This window comes from Microbulbifer maximicatervae (SeqCode) (genome assembly GCF_052467385.1).
Map to the genome: position 1 here is coordinate 2,027,575 of NZ_CP174311.1, position 19,372 is coordinate 2,046,946.

Below are 19,372 nucleotides of genomic sequence, written 5' to 3' on the forward strand. Positions count from 1 at the left end.
GTGTTATTTTATGGGATAATTCAGGGTTACTTATTATACAATGGGGCCCCATAACTAGGCCAAGCAGGCTCGCCCAGCCCCTATGGGGCTAGGCTGGACAGCCTACGCGGCGCGCTTCGCACGCAAACGCTCCGGCTGCCCCTGTTGGCAACGTTAAGCGATAAAGGAGACTAAATGCCACCGAGCCACCATAGAGAATTAGCAATTTTCTTGAAGGAGATAGTTGGAGGTACTCCTACTGTTACTGCATATCGTGATAACAGTGGTAGTAGACCTATCCCAATTGGTCACTTCGGGGAGGTTTTTTTCTCGACAATTGGTGCATTTGAAATGGGGCTGTCATTACCTGCAGGTAATTTTGAGTTTACTGCGGTGGGTTCTGAACAATGGTTACCGAATTCGTTGGCAAGCTCTATATACTGGTTAGCTGAGCGTAGCTCCGATGAATGGCCTTTGGTTTGTGAAGATGTGATTAGAATAAATGGGAAGAGTGCCTACAGGCATATGGCTTATGTTCCGTCTCCATTTGATTTAAAACTATCAAATGGACAGTCGGTAAAATGGCTGTTGGGCGTGCCTATCACTGACAAGGAAATAAGTATTTCGGAAAAATCGGTTATGAATAAGGCAAAAGAAATATACCCTGATTGGCTGTTCGGTGAAGGCGCTTAACAAAGCCGGGCAATTTACTCCGGGCCTGCGGCCCTCCGCGGGACAGCTTACCTTGTGCACCTTTTGCGCAGGTCGCTTCGCTCCCATTTTCGCGCAAAACGCGCACAAGGCAAGCTGCCCCTGCCGGCGGCGTTATGCATCAGTAATGAAAAAATTCGTACTTACACTTAGTTTGGTCTTTTCTTCAGCGATCTCAGTTGCCCAAGAGGCAGTTGAGGAGGTAGAGCCAATCTACCCAATGCCTCCATTTTGTAGAGAGCTATCAGGATCAGTAAAGCTAGCCTTCCAAATTGATGAAGCTGGAGAAGCTAAAAACATAAAGGTCGTCAAGGCAGAAACGGAAATATTCAATAGAGCTGCCATCAAGACGCTAAGTAAGTACCGGTTCAAAAAAGGGACCTACGTTGTAGGTGACACGTACAACAAAGTCCTAGATTTTAAGCCCAAACATAAGTGCCAGCGCAATGCATAACAAGCAGCGGCAGAGCGACAGCCAACGCTACACACCTTTTGTGTTACTCGCTGGCGCACAAACATTAACACAAAATGCGCTCCGCGCTGGCTGCGCCTGCGCTGGGCGTTATTGTGGCGGTCAATATTTAGATGTTTTGTAGCTGCTGCAAGCATCAATCTCTATCTGAGCACACTTTTCCTGAGAGTTTTCTTGCAAGTTGGTACCGCGATTCCGTTCCAGTGCCTTCGCTTTCAGTCAGTAAGCCCTACAAGCCTGCTAGGCCATCGTTGAGTGCCAATCGGATAGTTATCCGTTGGGAAAAGTATGGTATTTTCTCCTGTAAATTTATCGGGCAATGGCCAGCCAAAGTTGGCTGGCAGAGAGCAAGTAGGTCGTTCAGTGCGCGCCAGCTATAACTAGGCCAGGCAAGATCGCCCAGCCGGAGGCTGGGCTGGACAGCCTACGCTCCGCTTCGGCTGCCCTTGCTGGCAACGTTATGTGTTTTAAGAAGGGACTGAGCTTTGCCAAAATATCAAATCCCCAGGTCAGCCGGAGAATTTGAGATTCTTGAATCTAAATCTGGTAATCCAATGATATGGAATCGGAAAAAAGGTAAAGGAAAGGTTATGATTCCATGCAGAGATCGTAATCATGCTGAAGAAATATTAGGGAAGTTAAAGGATCTCAAAAATGGAGGTGAACTATGGATTTAAAGCTTGAATTAGACGGTTCGGCGGGTACACATAACCAGTTGCTGTAGTACGTTCCGGCCACAAAAGACGTGGTCTCCACCGGACAGCCTGCACTGTGTTTCGGCTGCCGCTAAGCAAGGCGTTAAGCATCACGAGGGATCGAGTGGAAATCTACGAAATAATTACAATGACTTTGCTTTCTACCTGGCCGTCTCTTCTGGTTGCGATAGTCGCCGGATACAGCATCTTAAAGCAAAGCTCGTCCTCCTCCGGGTTGTTTATCATTGGCCTCACCATAATGCTACTGCCTAGCATATTAGCAATTCCTACAATGGAGTGGCTGTGGGCTACTTACCCTGATTCATTATCTAGCTCACCCACTTACACTGCTATTTCCGTAATGTCTTTTGATTTTTTATATTCCGTAGGGCTGGCTATGTGTGCCTATGCATTTTATAAGAGAGGTCATCATGCTTAACAAAGCAAGGCAACACCGCCCACTACGTGGGCTGGACCTACATTCCGCGGCTTCGCCGCTACATTTCGGCCGTTGCTTGCGGCGTTAAGTGGCTTTAGAGAGTATGCGCAAACCTTCGAGATTTATGCCAAAGTATGTCGAGAAATCAACTGGTATTTCAGGTTGGCTGATTGCTTCCGCATTTTTTTTGATGCTAGGCTGGTTTATCTACAAAGCCCCAGTAATTCTCGCGATTGTGCCAGTATTAGTTGCGGTAGAAATTAAAAACTCCAAAGCTAGAAAGTCTCACTTTTCAAAACTACGAGAGAAACGTAATAAAGATTCAATTTGTACATTTTCTCGTTATTTTGACTGTAAATCGATTGATACGTGGGTAATACGTGCTGTCTATGAGCAGCTCCAAAACTATATTAGCTCAGACAGCATCGCTTTTCCAATTAAGCCCACTGATAATGTATTCAAAGATCTTCTGATAGATGATGAAGACTTCGAACTGGACATAGTAGAAGAAATCGCACAACGTACAGGAAGAACGTTAGACCATGCAGAAAATAACCCATATTATGGTAAAGCTAATGTGGTCGAGAATTTGGTGTACTTTTTTAATGAACAGCCAGTCGCCACTTAACAAGGGCCAGCACAATCGCCAAATGCAAAAAGCGCATTTGGCTGGACTCGCTAAAAGCGCTCGCCTGTGTGGCCGGCGTTATGTGAGTACGGCAAAAAGATGAGTGGATTTAAATGGGCAGACTTACCGGAATTTGAGCAGAGAAATTATCTCTTTAGGTGGTTCTGGTCTGAAATACGTGAGGAAGGCGAAGTTAATCTTGTCAATATTCTCAAAGAACATCCTCCTCTGGCTTTGTTAATTCCGGAGGTTGTAAAAGATATCGCGGAACTCTTATGTGTAGAAGCAGATGAAGTAGAAAAACATATAGTGCGTTAAGATCAGTTGTGATATTGGTAGCGGGTACAATAAATTATTATCAATGAGCACATAACAAACCGCTCAAAGTTCAGCCGCGTTGCGGCTTGGACCTCCGTTCCGGCGCTCGTTTTGGGGTTTACGCTACGCTACCCCAAAAAGTTTGCCTCCACTACGGCCCTTTAGCGGGGCGTTAGGCTACCACTTATCTGAGAGCCAGGATTTTGAAAATAATTAACATATCTTTGTTTTTTCTCTCGAGTTTTGGCTTCTTCGCTCTGCTTACAATCGTGTCATATTTGTATTGGCGCATTCAAAGTACTGGAGTAGCGGATGGGACGGTCTATGCCGGTTTCCCGTTAAGGTTCATGTCTAGTGGTGGGATATCAGGTGGGGCTACTTTCTCACTTGTTTATCTGCTTCTAGATATTGCGTTTTCACTACTGGTAGTCGGTGCTCTATGGTACAAAGGTGGCCTACGTGCCAAGTACAAGCCTAACAATCACGGGCAGTGAAGCTCCGGCCCTTCGGGCCTCCGCGGGACGGCTTACCTTATGCACGTTTTGCGCGGTCGCTACGCTCCCATTTTTGCGCAAATCGCGCATAAGGTAAGCCGCCCCTGCCGTGGGCGTTATAGCTATTTAAAAAGCATCTCTTTTACCCAAAAACAGTCAAACACCCATAGCTGCTAATAGGGAGTACAGTGTTGAATCGTCAACCTTATCCGCTATTGAAAAATCACGCCCATATTGCCAGTACCAGATTGGAGGGCAGTTGCAGAATTACCGGATGTTGCCTGACCGATTTCATGCACATTAGATGTGCCAATCTGGGATTGACTGGCAAAGTTGGATATCCCCGTCTGATTGGTTAGTGCCATATTCATCATGCCAGTTTGGTTGGTATCAACTATGCCAAAATCAGAAGCATCTTGATTAACTTCCGACATATTCATCATGCCTGACTGGAATACGCTCACAGTATTATTATTTGAATTATTTAACTGTGTAACAATGCCATCATTGCTATCTCCGTCTTGTTGAATAAGTAAGCTATTAAAGTCGCCGTCGTTTTGAGCCATGCCAGCGATATTAGCAGTTCCATTCTGGATCATAACTGAGGTATTTGAGGTACCGCTAGATTGGAAACCAATAGCACTATTGGCCATTCCTGTCTGGTTCACTATAAAACTGTTAAAGGAGGTATTGAGTTGAGTATTACCGGAAATTTGGGAATCTCCAGATTGCAATACAGAAATAGTATCGCTATCTGACATTATCTGCGCACCGCCATAGCTATTGGTATCCCCAATTTGGTTAACAAAAACAGTACTTAACTGAGAGTCAACTTGCGACATGCCTACCTCATTAAGATTGCCCTGCTGAATTGCCGTAATCTGGGTAGAGACACTGTTATTTTGTAGTAAGGCAGGAGCGGTATTTAGATTTCCAGTTTGAATATGAATAATAGTGCCATTTTGAGTGGCATTCTCCTGTACCGGTGCAGATTCGTTGAAATCACCATCCTGGGTGATTGCGATCAAACTGTCCATCGTTGCGGGATCACTTTGGTCCGGGTTAGCCATATTACCATTTCCATTCTGGTTCACTATGGCAGTATTCCCATTTGCGAATGAATACCCACTAATTACTAAGAAGATAGCTGCCGCTATCGGGGTGAAAGCTTTCATGATGATCCCTTAAAAATCAAGCGATTAATTTTGTTACAGACTGTTGATCGATTTGGGACTCAGCTGAACAGCTAATTAGGCGGAGAATGCTCTCAAATCTTTGTCATTAAAGTTGAAGTGGAGTCACCAATACAGGATTTCATCCTTAGAGAGTTCCTACTGCTTGTCTGGCTGTCTAGGTAAAATAGAGGTGACACGGGAAGTATAGGGCTGGATTGCGGTAGTTATCTTTAGGAAGATGATCTCAAAAAGCTGGGAATAAAGTTTAAACATATAGGGATAACTAGTTTAGTAAGAAATTCCTATATTTATATTGTTTACAGAGTGCCAGGCTTGGCAATTTGCCTACATCATCGACGACCGCCACTGTACTGGTACGATTGTGCGATCTGCAATCACGCAAAAGGCTGAGCCCGCAAGCTCCGAAGCTCAAGCCGTCGCCGTGCTCAAGTGCGTTATTGCTGTGATTGATGATCAGAACAGCGTGCAGACCGATGCCCGATGGATCGGGTCTATGTGACAACGAAGGCACTCACCACAGATGCAGGGCAGGCGGTCAATGTGATTGACGAGGCAGCGGGCCTTGTTTCTGACTGCACTGGTGAAGTGGCGAATCGCATGACTGCGCACAGTTCTATTGCGGTGATGGCGATTCCGAGTGGTGAGTATGGTTGCAATTAACTGCGGTAAGCGAGTTTATGCGGATGATGGTGAGTGGGGTGTTTGTAACGATGAACTGACGCGCTTCTACAGATCGAAGTGCAGGGCATCCAAAATGATCCCCCCGACTCCCCCAGCGATGGCGACCGCTACATAGTGGCCAGCTATACCGGAGACGGGGCAAGCCAAGACGGCCAACTGGCCCGCTATGTAGCAGACCCCGGCTACTGGAAATTCTTCCCCGCTAAGGTCGCACTCAATCAGGCGGAGGGCCTGCTGTATATCAACGGCAGTAGAGGCTGGCAGGTAGCCAGCCGTCCGGCGACTCTGCCGCAGATCACTGGGGATACCAGCACGGATCTGGCCGGGGTGGTTGGGCAGGTGTTGGCAGCGTTAAACAATATTTACTGGGATAACCAAGTCACCTAGCCTGCTTCGTATATCTGGGATCAAAAGCATCTGCATCTTATGCACAGGAAAAAAGGTGTTAACTTTCTGACTTTTAAGGGGGTTCCAAAAATATATAGAGCACCCCAAATGTCTGGATATAATGCAGTTGCAATATGCCCATTTGTGTACATTGGTACCAACTGTCGATAGGTTAATGTTACTTAAAGGCTTTTTATATCGTGGTCGAAGGAATTTTGTGGGTATAGTGGTGGGTGATATATTGCAGCTGCTTTTGAATACACTGTTAAGCGTTCAAGGAAGAGCATTGAAGATAGCTACCATATTAGCGCTAGTAATAATTAGTAATCCTGTTTGGGGGAATAGTCTTAATACAGTCAAGAAAATACAGGAAAGTATTTCTGCTAATCTATCGCAAGGCGATAGCAAAGAAATAATTGAAGAATATTTAGCCTCAGCTAACATTGTGTATTCTTACGACAAGTATTCTTTTAGATATCAGGCCGTAGTACGAGAAAATGAGGCTGACTGTAACGTTGAATCTATATTTCTTTGGCTATTCTATGAATGTGCCATTCAAATATATATCAACTTAAATGAGCGAGGGGACTACAAAGATCATGAGGTTTTCCAAACTTATTCTGGCTTATAGCGTTGCAATGCTTAGCAAATACAAGCAGGTTGCTACGGGCCTTCGGCCGCCCCTGTTGTAGTCGTTCAGGCTGTAGAAAAACTAATTTATGTCTTTGCTTTCTTAGGTGTGATCAAATATTAACCATAAATGGTGGTTCTACGTGAATTCTGATCTAGCTTTCACTGATGAGTAGGCTATTTTTCACGTAGAAGCACAATACGAAAAGAGGGCTGAGTTTTTCTACACCCTCGTTAGGCAGTAAACGAATCCATGACTTCTCTAGATAAAGCGATAAGTAATCTTGGAATTAAACGCACCATAAATTTCTCTGGCAAGCAGATTAAACTAGCCTGCTTACTTCGGGAAGAGGATAGGCGCCCCTTACAAGCAGACTGGTGGAAAGGTAAGCAATCAACCCTGATCGGAGTTGATGATAATGGCAATTTTTTGGTCAGGCATTGCGGTGGCTATATATTCTATTGGTGCCATCAGGCACAATCCGAAGAGGTAATCGCAAAGAGCGAGGGTGAATTCCTCAAATTAATCGAGTTCGGAGAGTAGCCCATGCCTAATATATGCAGCAAGCAACGCCCAAGCAAGCTTGGGTTGGGCCTACATTCCGCAGCTTCGCTGCTCCATTTCGGACCGTGTTGGCGGCGTTAGGAGTAAGACTTACCCACGTTTAGTAGACACCCTGTATAGTTAGGTTTAGGCCTAACACGGAGGTGTATCATGGGTAAGAAAAGAACTCAGGCGTATACGGAGGAGTTCCGCAGAGAAGCAGTTAAGAGAGCGGAAAAGCCTGGAGCAACAACGGCTTCTGTGGCGCGAGAGCTAGGCGTCAGCGCACAGCAGATCTACAACTGGCGTCGTCAATTTAATCGACTGTCTGATAAGCAGTTCAATAGTTTAGACGGTGTCGACTATTCCAAACAGGAAAGCGCTGAAGTTCGCAAACTCAAGAAGGAGCTGCATGAAGCTCGTCAGGAGGTTGAGTTTCTAAAAAAGGCAGCTGCGTACTTTGCGAACCACCAAGAGTAAAGTACGCATTGATACAAGAGCATGTAGGGTCATTCCCGGTTAGCTTGATGTGTCGGTGTTTAGAAGTCTCAAGATCGGGTTATTATCGATGGCGGGGGCGATTGCCATCTGCTCGCACGATTAGAGAGATACGAACAATCGAGAAAATCCGAGAGACGTTTGCTGAGTTTAAAGGTCGTTATGGCGCGCCTAGAATTGCTTGCGAGCTTCAAGAGTTAGGTGAGCCATGCTCGCGGAACTACGTCGCTAAGCTTATGCAACAGGAACATATTAAAGCGAGAAACGGCAAAGGCTTTCGATATAGTCAGCCCGTGGAGGGGAGCATTAACGTCTCCGCCAACTTACTTAAGCGTTGCTTTGATGTGGATCGACCAAATTGCCGCTGGACCAGTGACATTACGTATATCTGGGTTCTGGATAGGTGGCTATACCTCGCGGTAGTTATGGATCTGTACTCTCGACGTATTGTAGGTTGGGCATTCGACTCGCAGATGACCGATGAATTGACACGTCGAGCATTGAAAATGGCCCTAGAGCGACGACCAATAAAGCCTGGACTGCTAGTTCACTCTGACAGGGGTGTGCAATATCGATCGCAGAAATACCAGGATCTCTTGTCCGAAAGCAAGTGCAAGCCGAGTATGAGTCGCCAGGCTAACTGTTGGGATAATGCGGCAATGGAATCATTCTTTAGCAGGCTAAAAGTCGAGCTGGTCTATGCCGGAACATTCGAAAGCGAAGAGCAAGCAAAATCTGAGGTGTTTGAATACATTGAGATTTTCTACAATAGGGTTCGTAGGCACTCTGCATTGGGCTATGTAAGTCCAGCAGAGTATGAGCGAAAATACGCATAGTTAGAGTGTCTACTTTTTGTGGGCAAGACCAGAGTCTCGATGGATCAAGAATTTGAAAATTTTAAAACGCTATATGATGAAGAGCTCCACCAGGAAACACCGACTGCTAATTTTATTGTGGACGCAGCTTTTGGATTTCTCACGGAAGGAAATGTTATAGATATTCTCAAACTTTTAGCCTCAGATGAGGTTGGGGCCAATGAGGTGTTCTGGAAAGAGATTAACAGATCGCCAGTCTCAGACGTAGACTGGGAGAAGTGGGTTTATATAGTGGGGGAGGTAAGCCATGAAGAGTATAAGAGAAACATGCGAGAAAAAATCGAACTCGTGAGGAATAATATTTTTTCGCTAGAAAAAAGCTGCAATTCAATGTTCAGGGCCCAGTGATGTGTGGAGTTCCTAACAAAGTGCTGCTAGGGCCAAACCTACGCTATGCCTCGGTTTCCCCAGAGCACGAGGTTAAATGTACAGAGAGCTATGACAGAACGACTTGACAAGTTGATGGGGCTAGTTGATCCAATAATTGATAAGTATTTGGAGGCTGGATCAGAGAGTCTAAATGAGCATGAGTTAGTGCTAGTTAGTGTATGGGTGTTGGAAGCGGAAGTGAATAACGGAGGGTTTAATCAGTTCTTTTGGAATTCCGCTGGAGATATCTCCAGCGAAACTGTTGCGTCTTTGCATAAAATTGGTGCGTCAAAAACGGCTAGTATTGTCGAAGCGGCGAATGCTAATTTTGGTGAGATGGGTCCACCTAAAGACCGAGAAGTTCGTCAACAGGAACTTGTGGCGCTTGAGGAGAGTGGGGCTCTAAAATTAGATTCACTAGATTCTGATTTTTATAAATATCCTAACAACTTGGAAGAGTTGATGTACGCATATGCAAAAAACAACAATCTCCTGTAAAACATTTAACAAAGCTAGACAAGTTCGCGCTTCGCGCTGGACCTCGTCGCTTAGGCTCCTCAGCCCTTGCTAGTGGCGTTAACACTCATGAATAGATTGGTGGTTAGATCCCTCAGTATTATCTTCTTTCTGTTGCTCGCTTATGGATGCACACAAAGCGGTCAGGTGGTAGATTCTTCGGGCGTAGAATATAGTGAATATTTTCAGTGTCTTATCTACTCAGAAGACAATACCATCAGCTTTGACGCATTCATCACCCTGGGTAAAGAGCGCCTACCAAATACATATGCTCTTTCCCCGGGCCAAGAGGAGTACCTCTCATCCCCGGACACTATTCTCTCGGTGAATGAAGTCTATATCCGAAATCATAGTGAGGATCCAGTTCAGCTGTCCAATTTAGTTATTGGGGAAGGGGTAGGAAGCTTCACTAGGCGGTACCAACCTCAAGCAATTAGGGTGCCATCAGGGGCAGTAGTCTTATCTAGCCCTATCGTAGATGTCACATCAATATATGGTCCGTCCGAATTACCATGCAATATAAGCTACGAAATCCAGGGGGAGTCCTACTCACTCACAGGTAAATGGAAACGGCTTACTATCAGAGAACTTAAGCGTTAACAAAGCAAGGCATGGGACAAAATGCTGCGCATTTCGCCTATGCTCGCAGCGTTAACCAAAAAAATAAAGCATGATTTCTGAGAGAGAAAATACGATTATTGCGGCAGCATTTGAATACTGGATCGAAAAGTGGAGCTCGGAATGTCTGGCTTTGTTTGGTTTTGAGAAAGAAACGCTGGAATCGATAAGAGCCGCTTGGCCACAAAGTATATCGGAGTGCTCATGTGAGTGTGCATTAGCCATAAATAGTTCATTCGGTGAAATCTTGTATGGAGCTTCTGCGCTAAACGTAACTAAGTTCCATTCTATCTTGGGTTTTGAGCGTAATGAGATTGAGGTGTTGTTTAAAGCCCTTCGGCCAGAATTGGAATGTAAAATTGATTAACAAGACGAAGTAGCATCGACCCTCCGGGGCTGGACCTCGCTATGCTCGGCCACTATTGGGAGCGTTATCCCAACCTCTTCCAGAGTTGCTAGCTACTCTCAATGACCGAATGAATATGCTTGCGAAAATTCTCCGGTAGTTGCGAATAGAGTCGAGCAGTAAAAGGGGGAAATGGAATCTGTGCAAAATAGTGCAGGTTCTCCACTCCGTAAATCTCCACCAAAGTAATCCCCACGGCCTCACACCATACCGGCAGCAGGTCCGCCGGAACTCTTTGTACGCCCGTTTCCATTTTCGAAATTTGAGATGACGCAAGCCCCAGCTGTCTTGCCGGCTGTGCAATCATCATCCTCTCCCGTTTCCGTACGTTGCTCAGGAGATCGCCTAGTGATCCGGCCTCAAATATCGAGGTGCGTTTGGCGGCTTGTCGTCATAAGGCAATAAAGATGGCCGGTGTTAGGTGACACAAGATTGAGATAGGGCTAGCAGTTACAAGGAGTTGCGCATGCCTATAAAAGCGCAAGTGGAGCAATTGCAGCGGGTCGCAGGCCTGTGTGTGGCCCTGGAGCGGGTAACAGGCTGCCCTGATTTAGCGGGAATGGATGCCGTGTTAAAGCTGATAGGTGAGGAAGTGAGCACCACTATCCAAGGTGTTATCTATTCGGCTGAGTCAAAAGGAGGTGGCGGCGCCGAGATGGCTTGAGTACAAAAGTACCTGTGAGGCCCTGGAGTCACACTGGCTACTTGTCTTTAGTGGGTGCTCGCTAATACACTGTATAAAGATACAGTATATTGCTAGAACACATGAAACTTTCCCCTCTATACGGCAGTGGCGTTAGCTGCGGCTTTCCTTCGCCAGCGGATGACCACAAAGAAGCGGCACTGAGCCTGGATCAACACCTGATAACCAGCCCGGCGGCGACATTCCTCGCCCGCGCCAACGGCGACTCTATGCAGAACCTCGGCATCTTTGACCGGGACCTGCTGGTAGTCGACCGATCATTAACACCAATCCACGGAGATGTGGTGGTGGTTGCCCTGGATGGGCAGTTAACGTGCAAGGTGCTCGACCGCCAACAGGGCCGCCTGCTATCAGCCAATGACAAATACGCACCGATTCCCATTTGGGAGGGGCAGGAATTGATTGTTGAGGGAGTGGTCAAGGCTTCCGTGCGGTACCACCGGTCCTGCTGATGTTGGCACTGGTTGATTGCAACAGCTGCTATGCCAGCTGCGAACAGATATTCCGCCCCGACCTGCGCGGGCTCCCGGTGGTAGTCCTTTCCAATAATGATGGTTGCGTGGTGGCTCGCTCGAAAGAAGCCAAAGTGTTAGGTATTCCCGACTTGCAGCCGTTCTTCAAGATTGAGCATCTATTGCGAAAGCACGGGGTAAAGATCTTCTCGAGTAACTACGCCCTGTACGGCGATATTTCCCACCGGGTAATGATAACGCTGAAGCAGTACAGTCCAGAGGTTGAAGTCTATAGCATCGATGAGATGTTTCTGGATCTGCATGGGTTGCAAGAGTGTCTACTGGATTACGGCCAGCAAATAAGGCAAACCCTCTGGCGGGATGTTCGCATGCCGGTGGGCGTTGGCATTGCTCCCAGTAAAACCCTGGCCAAGCTGGCAAATAGAGTTGCCAAGAAGATCCCCAAGTGTCAGGGCGTCTGCGTCTTGGACTCCCCCGCAAAGTGGCAATGGCTGCAGCGGCGCACTGAAGTAGGTGATGTGTGGGGTGTAGGCAGGCGCCTATCAAAGCGACTTGGGCACCTGGGTATCAAGACAGCCTATGACCTAGCACAAGCCAACCCGAAAATTCTACGCAGCCATACGAACGTAAATATTGAGCGCACGATAGAAGAGCTAAATGGCATTAGTTGCTTAAGCCTGGAAGAGCAGCCACCAGCCAAGAAACAGATCTATTGCACGCGCTCATTCGGCGAAAAGCTCACCGATCTGCAGCCGATACTGCAGGCGGTCACCTTGTATGCGAGTAGGGCAGCAGAGAAGTTGCGGGCCCAGGATTCCCTGGTGAAGTCTATCCATGTCTTCCTGCATACCTCACCCCATGAACCGCATTACTACAGCCGCAGCACCGTAGTGCAAACTCCATACCCTACGGATGACACACGGTTGATAGTGCAGCTGGTAAAGCGTGCGATTACAGAACTGTTCCTGCAGGGGCATAGATTCCTGAAAGCGGGGGTGGGGCTGGTAGAGCTTATCCCCCGCTCGCTGGGCCAGGGCGATATGTTCACCACAGGTCAGCCAATACGATCAGGTGAGACCATGCAGGCTATCGACCAGATCAATCAGCGGTTTGGCCGGGGCACCTTGTTTCTGGGGGCTGAAGGTATCGACAAGAAGTGGAAGATGCGACAGGAGCATCGATCGCCAGCCTATACGACTCAGTGGGACCAGCTACCGGAGATTACGGTCTAGCTGCTGCGTAAGCGTATGAGGTCTTTGTAAGGTTGAGGGTCGAGCGGTTGTGGAGCCTGCAAAAGAGCTAAATCGATCTGGTGTTTACGTGAAAGGGCAGGCGGTAAAGACGTTGGTGCGCTGCCGCAGTTGGTGCGTATAGAGTTTGCGTCGTCTGAAGCGTTATGGGCCTACAAAAGATAAGTAGGGGAACTAGTGGGGGAATAAAAATAGCAGAAACAAAAAAGCCCTGAAAAATCAGGGCTTTCTGTATGAAAAATGGCGGTGGGGCAGGGATTCGAACCCTGGGACCTGTTACAGTCAACGGTTTTCAAGACCGCCGCTTTCGACCACTCAGCCACCCCACCAAATTGTGCTGCGCATTATACATAGCTTCTCGGGATGTACAAGCGCCATTTTGATTTTTTTTATATAGTTCAATAAGTTAGGTGATTTATTGACCAGCTTAAGGCTTGCTGTCAGGTTGATAAGGCCGCCCCGGCCATTGGCTGGGGCGGCTTGGCAGCTATCGCTTAGCTCGCTTCTGCAGAGTCGCGATCGATATCTGCGTTGGCATCAACTTCCACGGCCTTGCGGCTGATACGCGGGTCGTTGGCCGGGCGGGCGAGGGCACGTGGATTGTGCTCAATCGCTGCCGGCTGCGCGGTATCCAGAGGCTGCTGGGAGCCCACTTCACGGCGCTCAGTAACAATTGAGAATTCACCCAGTGGTTTGGGGTTGATGCGCGGATCATTTACTGCGCGTCCCTGGCTGGGTGCGGTCGGTTCCTCTTCAGAGGCTGCCTGCTCGGCGGCAACAATTTCTTCCTGAGCTTCCGGCTCGCTGGTGCCTGCCTGTTCCTGTAAAGCTTCAGCTGCAGCTTGTGCTTCTTCAAGCACGATTTCTTCTGCTGCTTCTACTTCTGGCTTGGCAGGAGTGGTTTCAGCTTTGGGGGCAACCGGAACTTCTGCCGTGGTGGCTTTTTGTTCTGGCGCTTGCTCTACAGGCTTGGCCGGCTCGGCAGCTGGTCCAGCTGCTTTTTCTACCGGGGTAGCTTTGGGCTTGGGCTGAGTAGGCTGCTGTTGCTGCCCGGAGGCGGCTGCTTTGGCTGCCTGCGGGGCGCTTTGCGGTTGGGCTGCAGGCTTCTGGGTCTCTCGTGCTTCAGATTTTTCCTCGTGAGCAGTTCGCACCGGCATTGTGATGGCGGGCTGAGCTGCTTGCTTGGGGGCTCTCTGAGGCTTGTGAGAGTCTTTCGCTTTTGGCTTGGGCGCCTCGGTACGAGCCTCTTTTACGACTTCCTTGGTCTTGCGGGCTTCGCTTTCAGCTTCGTCGATGGCTTCGTGAACTTCGCGATTCAGCTCTTCCTGGCTGTGAGCTACCGCGGTTGCTGCGGTGTTCTCATTGCGACGTCCGCCGCGACGGCGCGCTTGGGGGCGACCGCGCACATTGCTTGGGCGACGTGCTGGGCGTTGCTGATCAGAAGTGTCTCCAGCCTGTTCGTTGGTATCAACGGTATTTTTGGCTTCAGCAGTTTGAGTGCGGTTGTCGCTGCGGCGGTTGTCGTTGCGGCGGCGGCGACGTCTGCGCTGACCTTCACCTTGGCGATCAGAGGCGCTGTCATGCTCGTCCAGCTTGGCGCTGCGCTTATCTTCGCGTTGGTCGTCGCGCTTATTGTCTTCGCGGCGATCATCCTTGCGGCGCGCGGGGCGGCCACTGCGGTTGTTGCGATTTCCGCGCTGGTTGCGATTGCGATTGCGCTGCTGGTAGTCCTTGCCACGGCCTTTGGACTTTTGATGCTTCTTCGGCTCTTCCTCTTCTGCGGTGAAGAAGGAGGCGATAGCGCTAATCAATCGGCTGAAGAGTCCAGGCTCTTCCTTTTTCTCCGGAGTGGGTGCTGGAGCGGTGTGGGCAATTTGCTGCACGGCCGCTTGCACTGGAGCTGGACGCTGTGGCTTTTCCTCTTTCTTGGTCACTGTCTCTTCGGCAGTGCCAGAAATCTTGTAGGAAGTTTCCAGGGTTGCAGTGTCATCGTCACGCAGGCGCTGAACTTCAAAGTGCGGCGTTTCCATTTCTGCGCTGGGCACAACTACTACGCGAGTGGAATTGCGGGACTCGATCTGGGAGATCGTTTTACGCTTTTCGTTCAGCAGGTAGGTTGCGACATTCACTGGGGTGATTGCACGGATTTCGGCGCTGCGCTCTTTCTTCGCTTCCTCTTCTACCAGGCGGAGAATGGAGAGGGCCAGAGACTTGGTGCCGCGAATGGTGCCTTGGCCGCTACAGCGGGGGCAGACGCGGAATGTGGTTTCACCCAGGGATGGGCGCAGGCGCTGGCGGGACATCTCCAACAGTCCGAAGCGGGAGATGCGGCCAACCTGAACGCGGGCGCGGTCCATGCTGAGGGCCTTCTCCATGCGCTTTTCAACTTCGCGCTGGTTGGACTTGCTCTGCATGTCGATAAAGTCGATGACAACCAGTCCGCCCATATCGCGCAGGCGCAGCTGGCGAGCGATTTCGTCGGCGGCTTCCAGGTTGATATTGCGCGCGGTCTCTTCGATATCGCCGCCCTTGGTTGCGCGGGAGGAGTTGATATCGATAGATACCAAGGCCTCGGTCACATCGATAACGATGGAGCCACCGGAGGGGAGCTTCACTTCGCGCTCGAACGCTGTCTCAATCTGGCTTTCAATTTGATAGCGATTGAACAGTGGGATGGCGTCCTCGTAGTACTTCACCTTATTGGCGTAGTGGGGCATTACCTGGCGGGCAAACTCTGCGGCCAGCTCAAAGGCGCCTTTGTCGTCGACAATAACTTCGCCGATATCATCGCGCATGTAGTCGCGGATGGCGCGGATGATGACGTTGCTTTCCTGGAACAGGAAGTGTGGCGCCTTGGAGGTATCAGCTTCTTCCTTGATGGCGTTCCAAAGTTGCAGCAGGTAGTTGAGGTCCCATTGCAGTTCGTCACCGCTGCGGCCAACGCCGGCGGTACGCACGATGATGCCCATGCCTGAGGGGACATCTACACTGGCCAATGCATCGCGGAGCTCGGAGCGCTCATCACCTTCAATGCGGCGGGAGATGCCACCGGCACGAGGATTGTTGGGCATTAATACCAAGTAGCGGCCGGCGAGGCTGACAAAGGTGGTGAGGGCAGCGCCTTTGTTGCCGCGCTCTTCCTTGTCCACCTGGACAATAACTTCCATACCTTCTTTGACGACATCTTTGATTTTGATGCGGCCTTCGATGTCTTTGGGCTGCTTTAGGAAGTACTCGCGAGAGATTTCTTTCAGGGGGAGGAACCCGTGGCGCTCTTCGCCGTAGTCGACGAATGCAGCTTCGAGGGAGGGTTCTACACGGGTAATCTTACCTTTGTAGATGTTCGCTTTTTTCTGCTGGCGGGTTCGGTTCTCAATATCTAAATCATAGAGCCACTGGCCGTCGACCAGGGCAACACGCAACTCTTCAGGTTGGGTTGCGTTGATTAGCATTCTTTTCATGCGTGTCGTTTTCCTTGCGTTGCGCAAAGGCGTGACACCGCTACTCACAGGCTTGCTTGTTGGCTGCTAGGTGGAGAGGACCACCAGGCAGGGCAGGGAAAATAAGGTATGCCAGCTCTACCGCGCCATGGATCTATGCGGCTTGTTGAGACTGGCGTTTGCCTATTATTCGCTCTGCAAAAACTCCGGATACGCGCTGTTATTGTGCTATCCGTTGGTACCTTTAATACCTTTTGTTAGTACTGCCCTGTACCTGTGCTGCAGGCTTCTGCAGCAGGGTTGGGCGCCGCCCCTTGGTTTGTTTCATGCTGGGCGGCAAGGTTTGCGTCAATCATCAGAGGTTCTGCAGTTCAGCTTTTGGCTGATACCCATTCTTCTTAATTTTTTTACCAGGCTTGCGGAAGCTGTGCTGCCCTGGTTGCCAGTTCGGTTGCTGGCTCGTCGTATTCTGCAAAACCGGACGCAAGTTTGAGTCGTCCTTTCAAGCGCTGCGGGTCACGGCCCGTCTTACCTTCGCGATAATTACCCGCATAACCGCGGGCTGTTGTTGCCGGTGAGCTCTCCTCTGGTTCTGGTAATTGGGGGACATCTCAACGGCTAAGTTTTATCAATGACGCGGCATCCCCGCGCACCGACCGAATGGGGTATTTTCGTTGGGGTCACGGCTATCTCTTCATGTGGGAAGTCGCCTTTGACCGAAAATACGCCGAATTCAGGCCGGCCGAATATAGCATGGGCAGGGAGGTGCTTCAATTGTATCCCTGGCAACGCTATGATGCGCGTCATGCGAAGTATACCCCACCCTAAGAAGGCTCCGGCCGAGACCCCATCAAAGACCTCGAATCCATCTGGCGGCGTGCAGCTTTTAACTGTACCTGAAGAGCTGGCGGGACAGAGGATCGACAATTTCCTCCAGGCGCGCCTCAAGGGTGTGCCGCGTTCACGTATATACCGAATCCTGCGTAAGGGTGAGGTAAGAGTAAATAAAGGACGAATAAAGGCTGAATACAAGTTAAAGGCGGGCGATGTGGTGCGAGTGCCGCCAATTCGTGTTGCCGAGCAGGCTGAGACCCCTCTCGCTGGTGAATCTCTGCGCCAGCTGATCCAAGAGTCCATACTTTATGACAAACACGGGCTTATGGTGATCAATAAACCGTCGGGCCTTGCGGTCCATGGCGGCAGCGGTGTCAGATTGGGCCTGATTGAAGTTTTGCGCCAGATGTTTCCGCAAAGCCCGTTTATTGAGTTGGTGCACCGCCTGGACCGGGATACCAGTGGCGCCATCATGGTGGCCCGCAAGCGCGCGGTATTGCAGCATGTTCAGTCGGAGTTGCGGGCGGGAAAGATCGGTAAATCGTATCAGGCATTGGCGGTGGGCAAGTGGCCCCGAGGTCGCCGCATTGTTGAGGCACCTTTGCGCAAGAACACTTTGAAAAGTGGCGAGAGAATGGTGTCAGTGCACCCCGAGGGCAAGCCTTCAGAGACCCGCTTTAAGTTGATTGAGAGATTTAAGGCGGCGACTCTGCTTTCCGCAGAGCCAGTCACCGGGCGAACACACCAAATTCGAGTTCATGCACAGTTTGTTGGTTGTCCTCTGGCGGGCGACAACAAGTACACCGCGGACGAAGTTAATCGTGAATTTCGTGGTCGCGGTCTGAAGCGTCTCTTTTTGCACTCGGCTTCAGTGCGCTGCTCTTTGCCAGATGGCTCCAAGGTTGAGGTGGAGGCTCCACTCCCTGCGGAGCTGAGTGCAGTGCTGAATAGGTTAAGGGAAGAGTAGGGCGTTCTTTTGTTATGTTGGTAATCCTCGATTGGGACGGGACGGTTTGTAACTCTGAGGCGCGTATCGTCGATTGTATGTTGCGGGCAGCAGATAGAGCCGGTTTGCCGGTGCTTGCCCCGGAAGCGGTTAGCAACATTATCGGGCTTGGTCTGCCGGAAGCGATATCCTCTCTGTTTCCCGAGGCTGCCAGTGAAGAAAAGCTCACGTTGCGCCAACTTTACTTTGATGAGTGGATGGCGGCCCGGGTTGAACCCCTGCCGTTATTTGAGGGAGTCCTGGATACCCTGGACCAGTTGCTGTGCGGTGGTCACCAGTTGGCGGTAGCGACCGGGAAGAGTCGGCAGGGGCTCAACCGGGAATTTGAGGAGCACGGCCTCGGCCACTTGTTTGCCGCCAGTCGTTGTGCGGATGAGACCGCTTCCAAGCCTGACCCGCTGATGCTGAATGAGTTGCTACATGAGACCGGAACCGGTCCGGAGCAGGCGGTAATGGTAGGGGATACCGTATACGACTTGGAAATGGCGGCGGCGATCGGTATGCCCTCTATCGGGGTGAGCTATGGCGCTCATTGCCCAACCCGACTGCAGGGGTGTGGCCCCAAGGTTGTTATCGATCGTTTCTCTGAGCTGCTCCGCTGGCCGCCACTCCTTTAAGTGGCCTGCGGGCCCAGTGGATCTATGCCAAAGTGGTTCAACATATCGGTAAGGCGGATTAGTGGCAGCCCAACCAGGGTGTTGAGATCTGCCCCTTCAAGCCTCTCAAACAGGGCGATACCTAGCCCTTCCACCTTAAAAGAGCCGGCGCAATCGTAAGGTTGTTCCAGCTCTAAATATCGTTCAATTTGCTCTGTGCTCAACTGCCGAAAGTAGACGGTGAAGGTTTCCGTATCGCCCAACTGCTCTCCGCTTGCGCTATTCAGCAGGCTCAAGCCGGTGTGGAATATCACTTTTTTGCCGTTGCAGGCTTGCAGTTGGGCGATGGCGCGCTCCCTACCGCCTGGCTTGCCAAGTATTTGACCGTCGCAAGAGGCAACTTGATCTGAACCGATAATCAGTGATTTCGGGTGGCGGCCTGCCAGGGCGCGCGCTTTCTCTTTGGCGAGGCGCAGGGCGAGTGCAGCTGGCGCCTCCCCCGCCTGTGGTGCTTCATCTATATGGGGCGAATCCTGCTGAAAGGGGATGCCAAGCTGTTGTAGTAGGGTTCTGCGGTAAGGGGAGCTGGAGGCTAGTATCAGAGGGTGGGGCAT

Annotated in this window: 22 protein-coding genes, 1 tRNA gene and 1 pseudogene; 19 read left to right on the plus strand and 5 right to left on the minus strand. The window is 50.0% G+C overall.

The window, feature by feature from the left end:
- Positions 1–174 precede the first annotated feature (174 nt).
- From ACJJIR_RS08660 to ACJJIR_RS08675, 4 genes are all read left to right on the plus strand, one after another.
- On the plus strand, positions 175–672 hold the full coding sequence (locus ACJJIR_RS08660) for a suppressor of fused domain protein (protein WP_444908040.1): 498 nt from the start codon (positions 175–177) through the stop codon (positions 670–672).
- A gap of 145 nt (positions 673–817) precedes the next feature.
- Positions 818–1,144: a TonB family protein gene (locus tag ACJJIR_RS08665; protein WP_444908041.1), complete on the plus strand. Its 327-nt coding sequence runs from the start codon at positions 818–820 to the stop codon at positions 1,142–1,144.
- Between the two features lie 1,240 nt (positions 1,145–2,384).
- Complete coding sequence (locus ACJJIR_RS08670; RefSeq protein ID WP_444908042.1) at positions 2,385–2,924, plus strand: hypothetical protein; 540 nt, start codon at positions 2,385–2,387, stop codon at positions 2,922–2,924.
- Positions 2,925–3,023: 99 nt separating this feature from the next.
- Entirely contained in the window at positions 3,024–3,242 is a 219-nt protein-coding gene (locus ACJJIR_RS08675) for a hypothetical protein (protein WP_444908043.1), read from the plus strand.
- 706 nt (positions 3,243–3,948) lie between these two features.
- Here the strand turns inward: ACJJIR_RS08675 and ACJJIR_RS08680 are convergent.
- The gene (locus tag ACJJIR_RS08680) at positions 3,949–4,911 is read right to left on the minus strand and encodes a hypothetical protein (protein WP_444908044.1); all 963 of its coding nucleotides are present in this window, start codon (positions 4,909–4,911) and stop codon (positions 3,949–3,951) included.
- A gap of 313 nt (positions 4,912–5,224) precedes the next feature.
- Here ACJJIR_RS08680 and ACJJIR_RS08685 point away from each other — a divergent pair, with 313 nt between their 5' ends.
- The 10 genes and pseudogenes from ACJJIR_RS08685 (at position 5,225) to ACJJIR_RS08730 (ending at position 10,417) form a co-directional block, all read left to right on the plus strand.
- Entirely contained in the window at positions 5,225–5,431 is a 207-nt protein-coding gene (locus tag ACJJIR_RS08685) for a hypothetical protein (protein ID WP_444908045.1), read from the plus strand.
- Entirely contained in the window at positions 5,428–5,592 is a 165-nt protein-coding gene (locus tag ACJJIR_RS08690; protein WP_444908046.1) for a hypothetical protein, read from the plus strand. The genes ACJJIR_RS08685 and ACJJIR_RS08690 overlap by 4 nt, the downstream gene beginning before the upstream one ends.
- 69 nt (positions 5,593–5,661) lie before the next feature.
- Positions 5,662–6,000, plus strand: a pseudogene (locus ACJJIR_RS08695) (hypothetical protein); the annotation flags it as partial.
- A gap of 121 nt (positions 6,001–6,121) precedes the next feature.
- A complete protein-coding gene (locus ACJJIR_RS08700; protein ID WP_444908047.1) occupies positions 6,122–6,631 on the plus strand; it encodes a hypothetical protein in 510 nt (169 codons plus the stop codon).
- Between the two features lie 252 nt (positions 6,632–6,883).
- The gene (locus ACJJIR_RS08705) at positions 6,884–7,174 is read left to right on the plus strand and encodes a hypothetical protein (protein ID WP_444908048.1); all 291 of its coding nucleotides are present in this window, start codon (positions 6,884–6,886) and stop codon (positions 7,172–7,174) included.
- Positions 7,175–7,345: 171 nt separating this feature from the next.
- Complete coding sequence (locus tag ACJJIR_RS08710; RefSeq protein ID WP_444895975.1) at positions 7,346–7,654, plus strand: transposase; 309 nt, start codon at positions 7,346–7,348, stop codon at positions 7,652–7,654.
- Between the two features lie 8 nt (positions 7,655–7,662).
- Positions 7,663–8,508, plus strand: coding sequence for an IS3 family transposase (locus tag ACJJIR_RS08715; RefSeq protein ID WP_444905485.1), 846 nt, complete (start codon positions 7,663–7,665; stop codon positions 8,506–8,508).
- A 39-nt stretch (positions 8,509–8,547) separates the two neighbouring features.
- The gene (locus ACJJIR_RS08720; protein ID WP_444908049.1) at positions 8,548–8,895 is read left to right on the plus strand and encodes a hypothetical protein; all 348 of its coding nucleotides are present in this window, start codon (positions 8,548–8,550) and stop codon (positions 8,893–8,895) included.
- 90 nt (positions 8,896–8,985) lie between these two features.
- A complete protein-coding gene (locus ACJJIR_RS08725) occupies positions 8,986–9,414 on the plus strand; it encodes a DMP19 family protein (protein WP_444908050.1) in 429 nt (142 codons plus the stop codon).
- Between the two features lie 688 nt (positions 9,415–10,102).
- Positions 10,103–10,417 carry a hypothetical protein gene (locus tag ACJJIR_RS08730; RefSeq protein WP_444908051.1) on the plus strand — a complete coding sequence of 105 codons (315 nt, stop codon included), beginning with the start codon at positions 10,103–10,105 and terminating at the stop codon, positions 10,415–10,417.
- A gap of 88 nt (positions 10,418–10,505) precedes the next feature.
- Here the strand turns inward: ACJJIR_RS08730 and ACJJIR_RS08735 are convergent, their stop codons facing one another.
- Positions 10,506–10,766, minus strand: a complete 261-nt coding sequence (locus ACJJIR_RS08735) for a helix-turn-helix domain-containing protein (RefSeq protein ID WP_444908052.1) — start codon at positions 10,764–10,766, stop codon at positions 10,506–10,508.
- A 156-nt stretch (positions 10,767–10,922) separates the two neighbouring features.
- Between ACJJIR_RS08735 and ACJJIR_RS08740 the strand changes: the two genes are divergently transcribed.
- The 3 genes from ACJJIR_RS08740 (at position 10,923) to ACJJIR_RS08750 (ending at position 12,864) form a co-directional block, all read left to right on the plus strand.
- Complete coding sequence (locus ACJJIR_RS08740) at positions 10,923–11,120, plus strand: hypothetical protein (protein ID WP_444908053.1); 198 nt, start codon at positions 10,923–10,925, stop codon at positions 11,118–11,120.
- A 101-nt stretch (positions 11,121–11,221) separates the two neighbouring features.
- Positions 11,222–11,611 (plus strand): LexA family protein, encoded by a 390-nt coding sequence (locus tag ACJJIR_RS08745; RefSeq protein WP_444908054.1) that lies wholly within the window; start codon positions 11,222–11,224, stop codon positions 11,609–11,611.
- The gene (locus ACJJIR_RS08750; protein WP_444908055.1) at positions 11,611–12,864 is read left to right on the plus strand and encodes a Y-family DNA polymerase; all 1,254 of its coding nucleotides are present in this window, start codon (positions 11,611–11,613) and stop codon (positions 12,862–12,864) included. The genes ACJJIR_RS08745 and ACJJIR_RS08750 overlap by 1 nt, the downstream gene beginning before the upstream one ends.
- Before the next feature lie 259 nt (positions 12,865–13,123).
- Here ACJJIR_RS08750 and ACJJIR_RS08755 read toward each other — a convergent pair.
- Both ACJJIR_RS08755 and rne read right to left on the minus strand, forming a co-directional pair.
- Positions 13,124–13,211, minus strand: a tRNA-Ser gene (locus ACJJIR_RS08755).
- A 165-nt stretch (positions 13,212–13,376) separates the two neighbouring features.
- Positions 13,377–16,343 (minus strand): ribonuclease E, encoded by a 2,967-nt coding sequence (gene rne / locus ACJJIR_RS08760; protein ID WP_444908056.1) that lies wholly within the window; start codon positions 16,341–16,343, stop codon positions 13,377–13,379.
- Positions 16,344–17,127: 784 nt separating this feature from the next.
- Here rne and rluC point away from each other — a divergent pair.
- Positions 17,128–18,123 carry a 23S rRNA pseudouridine(955/2504/2580) synthase RluC gene (gene rluC, locus ACJJIR_RS08765; RefSeq protein WP_444908057.1) on the plus strand — a complete coding sequence of 332 codons (996 nt, stop codon included), beginning with the start codon at positions 17,128–17,130 and terminating at the stop codon, positions 18,121–18,123.
- 14 nt (positions 18,124–18,137) lie between these two features.
- Positions 18,138–18,779: an HAD-IA family hydrolase gene (locus ACJJIR_RS08770; protein WP_282932471.1), complete on the plus strand. Its 642-nt coding sequence runs from the start codon at positions 18,138–18,140 to the stop codon at positions 18,777–18,779.
- On the opposite strand, the gene ACJJIR_RS08775 is transcribed toward ACJJIR_RS08770, so the two are convergent.
- On the minus strand, positions 18,776–19,372 hold the full coding sequence (locus tag ACJJIR_RS08775; protein WP_444908058.1) for a Maf family protein: 597 nt from the start codon (positions 19,370–19,372) through the stop codon (positions 18,776–18,778). The genes ACJJIR_RS08770 and ACJJIR_RS08775 overlap by 4 nt on opposite strands.